The sequence below is a fragment of the Delftia sp. DS1230 genome, assembly GCF_040112715.1.
In the GTDB taxonomy this organism is placed as follows: Bacteria; Pseudomonadota; Gammaproteobacteria; order Burkholderiales; family Burkholderiaceae_C; genus Comamonas; species Comamonas tsuruhatensis.
This window is the reverse complement of sequence record NZ_CP157763.1, coordinates 4,806,157-4,821,279: the sequence shown is the minus strand read 5'-3', so window position 1 is coordinate 4,821,279 and position 15,123 is coordinate 4,806,157. Positions and strand designations below refer to the sequence as shown.

The 15,123-nt window shown below is 69.6% G+C and carries 9 protein-coding genes; all 9 read right to left on the bottom strand.

The genetic code is table 11. From position 1 onward, the window contains the following. Positions 1 to 12: 12 nt before the first annotated feature. Positions 13 to 597, bottom strand: a complete 585-nt coding sequence (locus tag AAN986_RS21700; protein WP_080649882.1) for an A24 family peptidase — start codon at positions 595 to 597, stop codon at positions 13 to 15. Positions 598 to 599: 2 nt separating this feature from the next. Continuing rightward, positions 600 to 776: a Flp family type IVb pilin gene (locus AAN986_RS21695; RefSeq protein WP_016454539.1), complete on the bottom strand. Its 177-nt coding sequence runs from the start codon at positions 774 to 776 to the stop codon at positions 600 to 602. A gap of 109 nt (positions 777 to 885) precedes the next feature. Continuing rightward, entirely contained in the window at positions 886 to 1,062 is a 177-nt protein-coding gene (locus AAN986_RS21690; RefSeq protein WP_016450680.1) for a Flp family type IVb pilin, read from the bottom strand. 98 nt (positions 1,063 to 1,160) lie between these two features. Further along, positions 1,161 to 2,888, bottom strand: coding sequence for a TolC family protein (locus tag AAN986_RS21685; RefSeq protein WP_047218963.1), 1,728 nt, complete (start codon positions 2,886 to 2,888; stop codon positions 1,161 to 1,163). Next, on the bottom strand, positions 2,888 to 4,285 hold the full coding sequence (locus AAN986_RS21680; RefSeq protein WP_016450682.1) for an HlyD family type I secretion periplasmic adaptor subunit: 1,398 nt from the start codon (positions 4,283 to 4,285) through the stop codon (positions 2,888 to 2,890). Before AAN986_RS21680 ends, AAN986_RS21685 begins: the two co-directional genes overlap by 1 nt. Beyond that, the gene (locus AAN986_RS21675; RefSeq protein ID WP_349335481.1) at positions 4,282 to 6,126 is read right to left on the bottom strand and encodes an ATP-binding cassette domain-containing protein; all 1,845 of its coding nucleotides are present in this window, start codon (positions 6,124 to 6,126) and stop codon (positions 4,282 to 4,284) included. Before AAN986_RS21675 ends, AAN986_RS21680 begins: the two co-directional genes overlap by 4 nt. 99 nt (positions 6,127 to 6,225) lie before the next feature. Beyond that, positions 6,226 to 9,381: a Mur ligase gene (locus AAN986_RS21670; protein ID WP_047218996.1), complete on the bottom strand. Its 3,156-nt coding sequence runs from the start codon at positions 9,379 to 9,381 to the stop codon at positions 6,226 to 6,228. 136 nt (positions 9,382 to 9,517) lie between these two features. After that, entirely contained in the window at positions 9,518 to 10,042 is a 525-nt protein-coding gene (locus AAN986_RS21665) for an OmpA family protein (protein ID WP_016450685.1), read from the bottom strand. 82 nt (positions 10,043 to 10,124) lie between these two features. Continuing rightward, complete coding sequence (locus AAN986_RS21660) at positions 10,125 to 14,858, bottom strand: hypothetical protein (RefSeq protein WP_349335480.1); 4,734 nt, start codon at positions 14,856 to 14,858, stop codon at positions 10,125 to 10,127. Positions 14,859 to 15,123: the final 265 nt, after the last annotated feature.

The following is a 15,123-nucleotide window of genomic DNA, read 5'->3' as shown; positions in this document are numbered from 1 at the left end:
GGCATCTCCGGTTCAGACAAGTGGCTGGCTGTGGCGCCAGGCCAGGGCGATGGCCGCAATGGCCATGTAGCCGGCATAGGGGATGGAGCGCTGGGGCTGGCGCGGTCCATCGGTGGCGCCTGCGGGCCGGGGCGTCGCGCCCAGGGGCGCCAGGCGGGCCGTCCAGGACAGGGCGGCGCTGGACAGGGGCAGCCGTGCCTGCAGCCACAGCCCGGTGGGGCTGTCCCGAAGGTGGCGCAGCGACAGAACCAGTACACCGTGCAGGCCGGCCAGCAGGCTGCCGCCGGTCCAGATCAGCAGCAGGTCGAAGCCCCACCCGAACCACAGCCCCGCGACCGCGCCGAACTTGACGTCGCCCGCTCCCATCCAGCGCAGTGCATAGAAAGGAAGCAGTACGGCAAACCCCGCCAGCATGCCGGCCAGCGCGTTCCAGGCCGAGACCTGGAACGGCTGGGCCCCACTGGCCAGTGCGCCAGCGCCTGTGGCCAGGCCGAGCAGCACCATCCAGTTGCGCACGCGGCGGATGCGCAGATCCATGGCCGCAATCGTTGCGAGCCATGTGATGCAGACGCATAGCCATAGCGAGGTCGGCTCCATCTTCAGGGCGCAAGACCTGTGAGCTTGGTGGCCAACCGGTTGAACAGTCCGTTCAGATCGGTGCCCAGCGCGGTGGCGCCCACGACGATCCCCACGGCAATCAGCCCGGCAATCAGTCCGTACTCGATGGCGGTGGCGCCTTCCTCGTCTTTCCAGAAGTTCTTGATCGTTTCGGTCATGTCATGGTCCTTTCGGTTTGCAAGTTGCCTCGGGGCCGGTGGCCGGCATGGCGATCGCGCATCGGGCCGACCCCTTGCGGGCCCACTCGGATCGCGCCGGAGCCGGCGCTCAGGGCGTGAAGCCGGTGAGCTTGGTGGCGATCCGTGTGAACAGGCCGTTCAGATTGGTGCCCAGCGCAGTGGCGCCCACCACGATCCCCACGGCGATGAGGCCGGCGATCAAGCCGTACTCGATGGCGGTGGCGCCTTCCTCGTCTTTCCAGAAGTTCTTGATGATGTCGGTCATGGCATCGTCCTTTCGGTTGCAAAAGCCCATCGTTGTCGATGGCAGCGGCTGGCGATGGGCCCAAGCCGGCCGCTGCACGGGAACCCCTGCTTCCCACTTCACCACTGCTGTCGCGCGGCGGTGGTTTGAAAAGCGTCTGAAATGGGGCGCAACTGCTGCTCAAGGCGCAGCTGGATTCGTTGGGGCATGGCGCTGGCGGACAGGGTGGCCACGGCAGCGTCGATGGGGTCGGGGCGGGTGCGCGAGGGGGCCTGGCCGGGAGCCATGCCGGGCACCGTGCCGGGCGAGGGGTCCGGCGTGCCGCCACCTGCTGGAATGGGTTTTTGCGTGCTGAACAGCGCGTTCAGCCATTGATCGGGCGGGTCCTGCGGCAGCAGGCGGCCGGTGGTGCGCGCCAGGCGCAGTTCGTTGATGCGCTGGTCGTAGATGGCGTCGGCCTCGTCCAGCAGCAGGCGCTGCATGTCCAGCTGGGCGTCCAGCACCTGGGCCAGGCTGCCGCGGCCGACTTCGAGCAGGCGCCGGCGGCCCTCGAAGGCGGCGCGCGCCTCGCGCACGGCGTCGGCCAGCTGGCTTTCGCGCTGGCGGCCGGACTGGGTGCGGCCCCAGGCGGCGGAGGCGGTCTCGCGCACCTGGCGGCGCACGGTTTCCTGTTGCGCTTCCTGGGCCTGCAGTTCGTTGATGGCCTTGAGGATGCGGTCGCGCAGCTCGAAGCCGTTGCCGAAGTTCCAGCTCAGCTCCACGCCGTAGCGCGTGCCCTCGGCATAGAGCACGCCGCTGGGGTCGCGCGTGTGGGCCACCACGGCGGCCAGGGTGGGAAAGCGCTGGGATTTGCTGCGGTCGACTTCGGCGCGGGCCTTCTCGATCTGCTGCTGCATTTCCTGCAGCTCGGGGCTGACGGCTTCGGACGCCTGCAGGGCCGAGTCTTCGCTGGCCGGCATCCATTGCTCGGGCACATTGAGCTGGGGCAGCCAGCCGGCCTGGGGCGTGAAGCCGAAGTAGCGCGTGAAGCGGGCCAGCGCATCCATGCGCTGCGACTCCAGCGCATGCTGCTGGGCCAGGGCGCCGGCCTGGCGCGAGGCGGCCTGGCGCAGGTCGTTGCGGCCCACGGCGCCCAGTTCGGCGCGGCGCTCCTCGATGCGCGCGAGCTGGCCGATGATGCGTGCCGACTCGGCCGCCACGCGCGCCTTGTCCTCGAAGCGGTGCAGCTCCAGCAGGGCGGTCAGTGCCTCCAGCAGCACGTTCTGGCGCGTGCCGTAGAGTACGCTGCCCTGGGCCGCTTCCTGCGATTCGGCCGAGCGGATGCCCGCGCCGATGGCTCCGCCATCGAGCAGGGCCATGCGCACTTCGGCATTGACGGCGGTGTACGACTCGCGGCCCCGGCGGAGCTTGGCATCGCCCGTGTTGGTGCCCACCTTGAAGGTGGGCCAGCGCGCGCCGCGCGCGGTGTTCACGTCATGCCCGGCCGATTCCAGCGCGGCGCGCGCCTTGCGCACGTCGGGGTATTCGTCGAGCAGGGCGTAGAGGGCATCGAGCAGGCGGCGCTGCCCGCTGTCGCTGGCCAGGGTGCCGGGCGTGAGCTGCTGGGCCAGGCGCAGGACCACGGCGTCGGGTACCGGGACGGATGCGGGTTCGGGTGAAGGTGCGTGAGCGTGAGCGGAGTCCGCCGTGACCGCCGCAGCCGTGGTGGCCAGGTCCGGTTCCTCGGCCGCCATGGGCGCGGCCTCAGCCTGCAGCGCCTGCAGGGCCGATACGCAGCAGGCAGCGGCCAGCAGCTGGCGCAGCCGGGCGTGCCAGCCTGTGGTGGGAGTGGACGGGCGGCCTTGCATCAGGGCTCCCGGAAGGCTTCGCTCTGGATGCGCAGCACGGGCCGCAGCAAGTACCAGATAAAGGGTTCGTGGCCCAGCAGCAGGTCGAGCTCGGCCTGCATGCCGGTGGTGATGCGGTTGTCGGTGCGGCCCACCCAGGGCTGCTCCAGGCTGGCCTGGATGCGGAAGTACGAGGGCGAGTCGGCCAGGTTGGGGTCGCGGTCGGCATCGGCAGCCACCAGGGTGACCTGGCCGGGCACCGAGCCGTAGCGCAGGAAATCGTAGGCCGAGATCTTCACCCGGGTGGGCTGGCCGGTGCGCACGTAGCCACGGTCGGCGGGGCTCAGGCGTGCTTCGACGATGACCTCGTCCTTGTCGGGCACGACTTCGAGGATGGGCTCGCCGGGCTTGACCACCCAGCCTGCACCCGAGCTGCGCAGTCCCTTGACGAAGCCGCTGGTGGGCGCCAGCACGGCGGTGCGCGTGCGCTGGGTCCGGGCGCGCACCAGGTCTTCGTTGAGGCTGGCCAGCTCGCGTTCGGTCTGGGCCAGTTCGTCGGAGGCGCGGCGGCGGAAGGCGCCCTGGGTCTCCTGCAGCTTGGCCTGGGCCTGCTCGATCTTGGCGCGGTTGCTGAACAGCGTCTGGCGCGATGCCGCCAGCTCGGCGCGGACCTGCTCCAGCGCCCGCTGCTTGTCCAGCACTTCCAGCTGGCCGATCAGCTGCTCGGCGGCGAGCTGCCCGGCAATGGAGGCTTCCTGCTGGTGCAGGCGCAGATTGGTCTCCAGCCCCTCGATGCGGGCCTGGACCTGGGCCACGTCGCCGCGCGCCTGCTGCAGCTGGGCCTGGGCCGCGGCAATGCTGCCCTGGTGTTCCAGCGCGCGGGCCGAGAAGGCGCCCAGCTCGGCCTGGACCACCTGCGGGTCCAGGTCGGCCGGGAAACTGGTGCGCTGCAGCGGCCTGCCCTGGCTTTCCGCGCCCAGCCGTACCTTGACCGCCTGGGCCGTGGCCATGCGCGCCGTGAGCTGTTCGAGGTTGAGGCTGTTGCCGCCCAGGTCGATCTCCAGCAGGGGCTGGCCCTGGGTCACGGCCTGGCCTTCGCGCACATGGACGGCGGTGACGATGCCGCCTTCCAGATGCTGCACGGTCTGCACGCGGTCGGAGGGGATGACCTGGCCGCTGGCCACCACCACGTTCTCCACGGGATAGAACAGGCCGGTGATCACCAGCGCGGTGACCGGGATGGCGAGCAGCCACTTGCCGCGCGCCAGGCCTGCCCAGCGCGATACGGGGGGCGTTGCGGGTGGCGTTGCGCCAGATGCATCCGCGCCGGCCCCGGCCGGCCCGGCCTCGAGCGGGCGGGATGGCTGGTGCGACTGGCGCAGCACCAGGGGCAGATCGTCGTAGCGGCCGGCTCTCATGAGGCAAGCTCCGGCGCCACGGCGGGCTGGTCGGGATGCGGGGCCTTGTCGGCGGGTGCGGGGGCCGCTGCGGGCACGGCGGCCTCGCGTGCCGTGCCGAACAGCTGGGGCAGCAGTTGCTGGGGCGAGCCATGCTCGATGCCGCCATCGCCGGGCACATGGTAGAGGTGCTGGGCCATGGAGGCCACGCGCAGCGAGTGCGTGACGACGATGACCGTGTGCTTGAGCGCAATCTGCCGCAGTGTCTGCAGCAGGGCGGTTTCGCTCTCGAAATCCAGGTCGTTGCTGGGCTCGTCCAGGATCAGCACGGAGGGGTTGCGCAGGAACAGCTGGGCCAGGGCCAGCTTGCGCAGCTCGCCCGCCGACAGGCCCGCGCCGCCTTCGCCCAGCACCGTCTGGTAGCCCTGGGGCAGGCGGCTGATGAAGCCATGCGCGCCCGAGATCTGGCAGGCGGTGACGATCTTGTGGTCGTCGGCATCGGGATTGACCATGCGCAGCCCGTCCACGATGGGGCCGCTGAACCAGTACACCTGCTGGGCCAGGCAGCCTATCCAGCGGCCCAGCTCGGCGCGCGGGAACTGGGCCATGTCGTATTCATCGATGAAGATGCGGCCCTGCGTGGGCTGGTAGAGCCCTGCCAGCAGCTTGGCCAGGGTGGACTTGCCGGCGCCGTTGCGCCCCACGATGGCGTGCAGCCCGCCGGGGCCGATCTCCAGCGACGCCTGCTCCAGCGCCACATGGCCGCCCGGGTAGTGGAAGCTGGCCTGGTCCAGGCGCAGCCGGCCCTGGGGACGCGGCAGGTCCACGGTCTCGGCCGTGATTTCGACGGGCTCCTCCAGCACGGACTGCAGGCGGCGTGCGGCCTCGTTGGCCTGGGCCAGCGAGCGCCAGTTGCTGGCCAGTTGCGAGATGGGGCCCAGCGCCTTGCCCGACAGCAGGTTCACGGCCATCAGGCTGCCGATGCTCATCCACTGCGCATTGATGGCAATGGCACCCACGGTGATCACCGCGATGGAGAACAGCGTCAGCAGCACGGTGCTGGCTTCGCGCGCGTTTTCCATCTCGCCGTTCTTGCCGAAGCTCTCGGCCAGCCAGCGGTCATAGCCGTTTTGCCAGTTCTGGCGCGCGGCGGCGTCGTAGCCCAGCACCTTCAGCGTGGCGCGGGCGTTGCAGACTTCGGCCGTGCCCCGGTCCAGCATGCGGGCCTGGGCGATTTCCTCCACGCGGCCGCTGCGCACCTCGTCGGCCCACCACCAGGCCAGCACGCCCATGATGAGCATGGCCACCAGGATCACCGGCAGCACGGGCCAGGCAATGATGCCGATGACCACCAGGGCCAGCAGGGCCATGGGCAGGTCCAGCAGCGAGGTCGCCAGGCCCCCGGACATGCCCGAGCGCATGGCGCTCACGTCGCGGAACAGCTGCAGCCACTGGCTGGAAGAGCGCTGCTCCAGCGCGGCCAGCGGGTGGCGCAGCATGGAATGCATCAGCGCCTGGGAGACATCGCGGTCGATCATGGCGCCGGCTTCGCGCAGGGCGCGGGCGCGCCGGCGGCGCAGCCACCATTCCAGGCCCAGGAAGCACAGCACGCCGGCCACCATGGCCGTGAGCGTGGCCGTGCCGCCGCGTGCAATGACGCGGTTGTAGACCTGCAGAAGGAAGATGGATGGCAACAGGCCCAGCACACTGATGGGCAGGGACAGCCACGCGGCACGGCGCAGCTGGTGAGCGGCCCGGTCGAAGGACTCGGCGATGGCAGTTGCAAAAGCCCCCACCGTCTCCGTTCCCGACGGCATCGCCGTGGCCTTGGCCAACTGGCGGGGAAGAAGGTATCGGATCATGTTCTGATGGGCTTAGTAAACGTCTTTACAAAATGTAAAGGCGCTCGTTTCCCAAATACTGTAGCGAGTTATATACAGTCCTCTATAAGTTTTATTCAATCAATAATGCATGTTCATTTGATTTTGATGTGGATCAAAGCGGATGGCGGGGCTGGATGCTATTAGGTGGGCCCCGTGTCCACTGAAACTGTCTCGTATGGCATCTGCGGCCAGGGCCAGATTGGTAGTGGCGCGGCCTGCCAACAAAACCGTGTCGCCTTTATGGGTTGTGCGAAGAAGTGAACAGATCAATTGATTGAGATCGTCATACCAATTGACGTGCAGAAGATCTGCCAGTGCCGCCGCCAGCTGCCGCAGCGGCTCGCCGTACAGCAGCACGCGCCGGGCCTGGGCCGCGCGCACCAGCGGCTCCAGCGCCAGCTGTGCAGTGTCCATGCTGACCTGGCCCGGCTGTATGCCGGCCAGCACGATCAGCCTGCGGCTGACATGGGGGGCGTGCTCCTGCAGCTGGGAAAAAGCAGCATGCATGGACAGTAAGTGGTTGCTCAGGCTATGGTCCAGCAGGCAGATCCCACTGGGCAGCAGCTGCGGCTGGCCGGCGCCGATCAGCGGCCGCCAGTGCGCGAGCGAGGCCTGGACCTGTGCAGGCGCATAGCCCAGCGCATGCATGGCGGCCAGCGCGGCCTGAGCATTGCGGGCCATGTGGTGGCCATCCGATTGCAGGGAAATCCCGAGGCGCCGGTTGTCTATGCTTATTTGCAGATTTCCATTGTGAAACCCCATTTCACGGACCTGCGCATTGGAATGCGGACCGAAGGTGATGAGACGCATTCCCATGCGTTGTGCATTCTCAATAATGCACGGGTTTTCACCTATGTCTTGTTCGATCACCAATGCACTGCCTTTGTGCATGTGCTGCATGGCTTCCACGACTTCCTGCAGCGCCTCGTATTTGCGGCAGGCGGACAGACCGGCCGGTCCGCACTGCTCGGAATCACCAGTACTGGGGATGTCATTAATTGAAAGATTAGTAATAACCAGAATGTCCGGATCAATCAGCGGCAGATCTCCACGCAGTGCCTGCAATGGCAGCTCCAGCAGGGCGCAGGGTGCTGCCTCGCTCCAGTTGATCATCTGCAGCGCCGTGCCCTGGGACAGCAGGGCGTCGCCCCGTGCATCGCCGCCGTCCTGCAGGCATTGGCGCAGCATGCCCAGGGTGGATGTCTTGCCCACGCAGCCGCTGACCGCGATCACGGGCGCCTGGATGCGGCGCCGGGCGGCCTGCGCCAAGCTGCGCAACCCTTCCTGTATGTCGGGCACATGCAGCACGGGCACGCCATGGTGCAGCAGGCCCTGCGGGCTGCTGCTGATCAGGGCCGAGGCCCGCAGCGTGGGCAGCGCGGCGGCCTGCACGCCCAGGGCCATGCCGGCACGCCGCACCAGCACGGCGGCGCCGGGCTGATGGTGCAGGCGGCTGGCGTCCAGCCCCGCGCAGCAGGTGCCGGTACCTCTGCCTTGCGCTGACGGGGCATCCAGCCAGCGTCCGTTCATCAGCTCGGCCAGTGCATGGCCTTCCCAGGACATGGACGGGTACAGGGTCCCGGCCGCGGGCGAGAAAGCCGGCCGGCCCGCGGCCTCGCCGTCGCGCGCCCCCGGCAAGCAGGCCCTGGCAGGGCTGCCGTCCGCATCCGGGCCATTGCCGGCCTGCGCAGGCACGGCCTCGCCTTCGCCTTCGGTTTCGTGCTCCGGTTCGGTTTCGGCCACGGCGTGGCTGGCAGCCGAGCGCAGTGCCTGGGCCAGCGCGTCCAGCAGCTCCAGGCCGGCCAGGCTGGATGCCAGCAGCCAGGCGATTTCGCGCGGGGACTGCAGCACCTGGCGCAGGCTGGCGTCGGCAAAGGCGGCATGGCGGCGCCGGGCGGGCGGCAGGTACAGCGCCTGTTCCGGCCAGATGGCGCGCTGGGCCAGGGCCTGCAGATGGCGCTGCAGGCCGATCTGCCACTGGCGCAGCAGGTCCGTGGGCTGTGGCTCCAGGCCAGCGTCGAGCTGCAGGCTTTCGACCAGTGCAATGCCTATCCAGCGAGCGCAGGGGTCGTCGGCCTGCCCGCCAGGGCGGTCATCGGGGCTGCCGGGCATGCGCAGCAGCGGCGGCAGCGCGGCCTGCAGGAAGGCGGCGGGCAGGACGGCCGTCTCGGGCAGGGCGCTGCGCGCCGCACGCAGCGTGGGGCTGTCGCTGGTGGGCGGGCGGGAGCTGGCATAGGCATGCATGGCCAGTTCGGCCCAGCTCAGCAGGGGCTGGCCGCTGCGGGATGCATCGGCGTGGGCAGCAGCCTCGGCCTTGGTGGCGCTGGCCGACGCGGCCGCGGTGGACAGCAGGCTTTCCGCCAGCGGGTCCATCAGCGCCGGAATGCGGGCGCGGGCCTGGCTGTCGGCCCCCGGCCCCAGCACAAAACTGTTGCGCAGGTGGCGGGCCAGCACCAGCATGGCCAGCGCGCCGGACAGGCAGTCGCCGGGCAGCGGCTGCAGCCGCTGCTCCACGTGGCCCATGGCCAGCGCAATGGCCTGCGCCAGTGCGGCGCTGCCCGCATGGCGCTGGGCCTGCAGCAGGGCGTAGGTCACGCCCAGGTGGTCGCACACGTCTTCGCAACCGGGCCAGCTCCCTTCCTTGCCCTGTTGCGCCAGCAGCTGCTGGACCGCGGCGTGCACGGGCACGAGGTGTGGCCACAGGCGCTGCTGCGGCGGGTCGGTTCGCGGCACGGCCAAGGCGGGATGCTCACCGCTGATGTACATGCCGCGCAGGTGCAGCAGAAGGCAGGGGGGATGCAGGGGGCGTGGGAGGGGGGGCTCATCGTCGGGTGCGCCGGCAGCCCCATCCTGGGGCGGATCGGGCAGCAAGGGGTGCAGCAATTGCGCGCGCTCCAGGCTGGCATCGGCCAGGGCAAGGGAGCGCAGGGGCATCTCGGTCCAGGCACGGCAATCGGGCAGGGGACTGTCCGCCTCCAGGGGTGTGATGTCCTGGACCCAGTCGATGCGCAGATCGACCTCATCGCGCTTGCGGGCCCAGGCCCACTGGCGCACGCGGGTCGCCCCCTCGCGCCAGGCGGCCTCCAGCGTGGTGGCGCGTACATGGAAGACGGAGGCGGCCTTGTTCTCGGCCGCCACCGTGAAGAAAAGAATGCAGCCGGGGTAGGGCTCGGGCAGCAACACCATGTGCCGTGCCAGGTACTCCAGGCCATTTGCCAATTGCTGCGACAACATGCTCTCGGCCTCGGTCAAGGTCAGTGGGAGGCTGCGCTTCCCGTGGGGACGGGACGCCGGGCTGCGGTGCGCTGACCGCGTACGGATCTGTTCTTTCATGGCGGACCGGCGGCAGGCGAGTGCGGAGCGCGGCGGCTCAGCGGTAGTCGAATTCCACGCGCCGGTTGCGCTGGTGGGCGTCTTCGCTCGTGCCTTCGTCGGCCAGCCGCTCCTTGCCGTAGCTGACGGACTCCACGCGGGCCGGATTCACGCCCAGCAGCTGCAGGCTGTTGCGCACCGCGTCGGCACGTTTTTGGCCGAGCGCCAGGTTGTATTCGATGCCGCCGCGCCTGTCCGTATGGCCGCGCAGCATCACCGAGCGGCCGGGATTGCTGCGCAGCCACTGCGCATGGCTTTCCACGATGGCCCGGTCGCTGCTGCGGATGGTGTAGGCGTCAAAGTCGAAGTAGACGATGTGGGCGACATTGGCGGGACCGCGCTGGTCGGCCTGGCTCGTGGCCACCACGGGTGCGACGCCGGAGCTGGCCGGCGCAGGCGCCGGGGCCTTGCCGAAGGCGTAGTGGTGTTCGGAACGCTGCGTGCTGGTGGTGGCGGTGGAACCGCAGGCGGCCAGGCCTGCGGCCAGCAGCACGATGGTGCACAGCCTGAGAGTGTGTGACATGGAAAATCTCCTGGGACGTGCGCCGCCACCGCGAGGCGGCGGCGCAGGGAAGGAATGCGGCGCCCGCAGGCGCCGCTGCAGCTCACAGCAGGGCGTTGTGGTGCAACTGCTGCGTCAACACGCTGGCTGCTGCATCGGCCGTGCTGCTGGCATGGCTGCTGATGGAGGTGGCAATCGGATCCAGCTCGGCCGCAGAGGCCGTTGCCGCTTGCGAAGTACCGCCCAGAAGGCCTCCGAGCAGTCCGCCACCGGACGATCCCCCCAGCAGCCCGCCCAGCAGGCCGCCGCCACTGCTGCCGCCACCCAGCAGTCCGCTGACGATGCCGTTGTCGCCGACGACCGTGTTGACCACACCGCTGACGATGCCGTTGTCGCCGGCCACGGTGTCGAGCACGCCGCTGACGATGCCGTTGTCGCCGGCCACCGTGTCCAGCACGCCGCTGACGACGCCGTTGTCACCGGCCACGGTCTCCAGCAGGCCGCCGACCAGGCCGGTGTCGCCCGTGAGGCCACCCAGCAGGCCACCGTCGCCGCCGAGCAGGCCGCCAACGATGCCGTTGTCGCCGGCCACGGTGTCGAGCAGGCCGCCGACCAGTCCGGTGTCGCCCGTGAGGCCGCCCAGCAGGCCACCGTCGCCGCCGAGCAGGCCGCCGACGATGCCGTTGTCGCCGGCCACGGTGTCGAGCAGGCCGCCGACCAGGCCGGTGTCGCCCGTGAGGCCGCCCAGCAGGCCACCGTCGCCGCCGAGCAGGCCGCCAACGATGCCGTTGTCGCCGGCCACGGTCTCCAGCAGGCCGCCGACCAGGCCGGTGTCGCCCGTGAGGCCGCCCAGCAGGCCACCGTCGCCGCCGACCACGCCGCCAACCACGCCGCCCAGTAGGCCGTCGCCTCCCGTCAGACCGGCCAGCACGCCGTTGACGGTGCCGATCACCGGCTGCAGTGCCTGGCCCTGGACCTGCGTCAGGCCGTTGGCCAGGTCCGTCACCACGCCCAGCGGGCCGCCGTTCACCTGGGTCACGCCTTCGACCAGGCCCGTGACCACGGACAGGGCGCCGGTGCCGGGGTTGATCACCGCATCCAGCACCTGGCCCACAGGCGCTCCGGCCGTGCCGCCGAGCAGGTCATCGACGGTGTTCTGCACCGTGGTGACCAGGCCTTCGCCGCTGCCTGTGCCGCCACCCGGAACCAGGCCGCCCAGCAGCCCGCCGACCAGGCCGTCCTCGCCGAGCACGCCACCCAGCAGGCCGCCGTCACCGCCCAGCAGGCCGCCGACCAGGCCGTCGTCGCCGAGCACGCCACCCAGCAAGCCGCCGTCACCGCCGAGCAGGCCACCGACCAGGCCGTCGTCGCCAAGGACGCCACCCAGCAGGCCGCTGTCACCGCCGAGCAAGCCGCCGACCAGGCCGTCGTCGCCGAGCACGCCACCCAGCAGGCCGCCGTCACCGCCCAGCAAACCACCGACCAGGCCGTCGTCGCCAAGCACGCCGCCCAGCAGGCCGCCGTCACCGCCGAGCAGGCCGCCGACCAGGCCGTCATCGCCAAGGACGCCACCCAGCAAGCCGCCGTCACCGCCGAGCAAGCCACCGACCAGGCCGTCGTCGCCAAGCACGCCGCCCAGCAGGCCGCCGTCACCGCCGAGCAAGCCGCCGACCAGGCCGTCGTCGCCAAGGACGCCACCCAGCAGGCCGCCGTCACCGCCGACCACACCACCCAGCAGGCCATCGCCGCCGGTCAGGCCGGCCAGCACGCCATTGACGGTGCCGATCACCGGCTGCAGTGCCTGGCCCGGGACCTGCGTGAGACCGTTGGCCAGGTCCGTCACCACACCCAGCGGACCGCCGTTGACCTGGGTCACGCCTTCCACCAGACCCGTGACCACGGACAGTGCGCCGGTGCCGGGGTCGATCAGCGCATCCAGTACCTGGCCCACAGGCGCTCCGGCCGTGCCACCGAGCAGGTCGCCAACGGTGTTCTGCACCGTGGTGACAAGGCCGTCGCCGCTGCCTGTGCCGCCGCCCGGAACCAGGCCGCCCAGCAGTCCGCCGACCAGGCCGTCCTCGCCGAGCACGCCGCCCAGCAGGCCGCCGTCACCGCCGAGCAGGCCGCCGACCAGGCCGTCGTCGCCAAGGACGCCACCCAGCAGGCCACTGTCACCGCCCAGCAGGCCGCTGACCAGCTCGCCGATGCCGCCTTCACCCAGGCCGCTGCCCAGGCCGGCAATCAGCCCGTTGAGGGTTCCGATCACGGGCTGCAGTGCCTGGCCATCGACCTGGGTCAGGCCGTTGACCAGCTCGGTCAGCACGCCCAGGGGGCCGCCGTCCACGCTGGTCAGGCCTTCCAGCAGGCCGGTGACGACCGAGGCCGTTCCATCGGTGGGATTGGCCAGCGCGTCCAGCAGTTGGCCCACAGGGGCTGCGACGGTGCCGCCGAGCAGGCCGTCCACCACGTCCTGGACCGTGGTGACCAGGCCGTCACCGCTGCCGCCTCCCGTGCCGCCCGGGATCAGGCCGCCCAGCAGGCCGTCGACCAGTTCACCGATGCCGCCTTCACCCAGGCCGCTGCCCAGGCCGGCAATCAGGCCGTTGAGGGTTCCGATCACGGGCTGCAGGGCCTGGCCGTCCACCTGGGTCAGGCCGTTGACCAGTTCGGTCAGCACGCCCAGGGGGCCGCCGTCCACGCTGGTCAGGCCTTCCAGCAGGCCGGTGACGACCGAGGCCGTTCCATCGGTGGGATTGGCCAGCGCGTCCAGCAGTTGGCCCACAGGGGCTGCGACGGTGCCGCCGAGCAGGCCGTCCACCACGTCCTGGACCGTGGTGACCAGGCCTTCTCCCGTGCCGCCACCCGTGCCGCCGCCGGGCACCAATCCACCCAGCAGGCTGCCGACCAGTCCGCCGAGCCCATCTTCTCCCAGGCCGTTGCCCAGGCCGGCAATCAGCTCGTTGAGCGTGCCGATCACCGGGGCCAGGCCTTCGCCGTCCACCTGGGTGAGGCCGTTGACCAGTTCGGTCAGCACACCCAGGGGGCCGCCCTCGACATTGGTCAGGTTCTCCAGCGCGCCGGTCACGGTGGACAGCAGTCCGTCCGTGGGGTTGGCCAGGGCATCCAGCAACTGGCCCACAGGCGCTGCCACCGTGCCGCCCAGCAGGCCGTCCACGACGTCCTGCACGGACGTGACCACCCCGCTGTCAGGCGTGCCGGGCGGGTTGTCCGTTCCGCCGCCCACCAGGCCGCCCAGCAGGCCACCCACGCCGGCGAGCAGGCCGCCCAGCGCACCGTCTTCGTCGAGCAGGCCGCCGAGCACGTTGTCCACTACCGTGCCGATGGAGCCGCCGGAGCCCGCTTCATCCAGGCCCTTGAGCAGCTCATTGAGCGTGCTGATCAGGGGCTCCAGGCCCTGGTTCTGGATGTTGACCAGGCCGTCCACCAGCTCGGTGAGCACGCCCAGCGGCCCGCCATTGGTGCTGGTCAGGCTCTCCAGCAGGCCTGTCACCCCGGACAGTGTGCCGCTGCCGGGATTGACCAGCGTATCGATCAGGTTGCCCACCGGGCCGGCGACCGTGCCACCGGACAGCGCACCCACCACGTCCTGCACGGAGGTGATCAGGCCGTGGCCGTCCGTGGGATCCGTTGGATTGGTGGGGTCCGTGGGATTGGTCGGATTGGTCGGGTTCGTCGGGTCCGTGGGATTGGTGGGGTTGGTCGGGTTGGTGGGATCCGTGGGGTTGGTCGGATTGGTGGGGTTCGTAGGGTTGGTCGGGTTCGTGGGATCCGTGGGGTTGGTCGGATTGGTGGGGTTCGTAGGGTTGGTCGGGTTCGTGGGATCCGTGGGGTTGGTCGGATTGGTCGGATTCGTGGGGTTGGTCGGGTTCGTGGGATCCGTGGGGTTGGTCGGATTGGTCGGGTTCGTAGGGTTGGTCGGGTTCGTGGGATCCGTGGGGTTGGTCGGATTGGTCGGGTTCGTAGGATTGGTCGGGTTCGTGGGATCCGTGGGATTGGTCGGATTGGTGGGGTTCGTAGGATTGGTGGGGTTCGTAGGGTTCGTCGGATCCGTGGGATTCGTAGGATTCGTAGGATTCGTAGGATTCGTAGGATTCGTAGGATTCGTAGGATTCGTAGGATTCGTCGGGTTGGTGGGATCCGTCGGATTGGTCGGGTTGGTCGGGTTCGTGGGATTGGTCGGATTCGTGGGATCCGTGGGGTTGGTCGGATTCGTGGGATCGGTCGGCACCGGGGGGGCTGGGTCGTCGTCGTCGTTGCTGGCTGCGGCGATCAGGCCCACGCCGCCCGCGCCGATCAGGCCGGCCAGCAGGAAGTCGCTGAGCACGGAGCCGCCGGCTGCGGCTGCGGCGCTTTCCTTGGTCACGATCAGGCCCACGGCGTCACCGTCACTGGCGGGCGCCACCTGGACGTTGCCAGATGCCAGGTCCAGCACCATGGCGCCTGCGCCATCACCCTCGCGCTGGGCCAGCGTGGCCTGGGTGCCGCCCTCGAAGGTGCCGACCAGGGTCTGGCCGTCCTTGCCCTGGAACAGCGCCTTGGCGCTGCCATCGGCGGGCACGATGATCTTGTCGCCGACCTGCAGGGCACTGCCCGGCTGGGCCATCAGGGTTTCCCCATTGCGCACGATCTGCACGCCCGGGCTGACCTGGGACAGCGTGGCGGGAGGCGTGCCCCGGGGCATGACCGCTGCGGCTGCGCCGGGCTGCATGTTCGACGTATTGAGCTGCGCAAGCACAACGCTGGAGGGCTGCGGGTCACCGAACTGCACGGGGCTGACGGTGGTGTTGCCGGTGGGCTGCATCGATTGGGCGGTCATTTACTCTCTCCAGACAAGGGTTGAGACGACAAGGTCAGACGGTGGCTTGGAAGCCGTGAAAAATCTGTCGAGCCCTTTTGTGCAACATGCATGCCACGTGCACGCTGCAGGTCCGGATGGCCTAGGAATCATCCTAAGATATTGATTTGTATGGATTTATCTATTGATCACAATGTCTCATCAAGGGTCTGTTACGGCACACGTTACGTAACGCTGCCGGGTCTGCTCCGTTACTCGGGCGCCGGTGCCGCGCCATGTTTCATGG

Bases quoted from the DNA above. Each gene is read 5' to 3' on its own strand.
- AAN986_RS21700 (WP_080649882.1), bottom strand. From the start codon at position 597: ATGGAGCCGACCTCGCTATGGCTATGCGTCTGCATCACATGGCTCGCA.
- AAN986_RS21695 (WP_016454539.1), bottom strand. From the start codon at position 776: ATGACCGAAACGATCAAGAACTTCTGGAAAGACGAGGAAGGCGCCACC.
- AAN986_RS21690 (WP_016450680.1), bottom strand. From the start codon at position 1,062: ATGACCGACATCATCAAGAACTTCTGGAAAGACGAGGAAGGCGCCACC.
- AAN986_RS21685 (WP_047218963.1), bottom strand. From the start codon at position 2,888: ATGCAAGGCCGCCCGTCCACTCCCACCACAGGCTGGCACGCCCGGCTG.
- AAN986_RS21680 (WP_016450682.1), bottom strand. From the start codon at position 4,285: ATGAGAGCCGGCCGCTACGACGATCTGCCCCTGGTGCTGCGCCAGTCG.
- AAN986_RS21675 (WP_349335481.1), bottom strand. From the start codon at position 6,126: ATGATCCGATACCTTCTTCCCCGCCAGTTGGCCAAGGCCACGGCGATG.
- AAN986_RS21670 (WP_047218996.1), bottom strand. From the start codon at position 9,381: ATGTTGTCGCAGCAATTGGCAAATGGCCTGGAGTACCTGGCACGGCAC.
- AAN986_RS21665 (WP_016450685.1), bottom strand. From the start codon at position 10,042: ATGTCACACACTCTCAGGCTGTGCACCATCGTGCTGCTGGCCGCAGGC.
- AAN986_RS21660 (WP_349335480.1), bottom strand. From the start codon at position 14,858: ATGACCGCCCAATCGATGCAGCCCACCGGCAACACCACCGTCAGCCCC.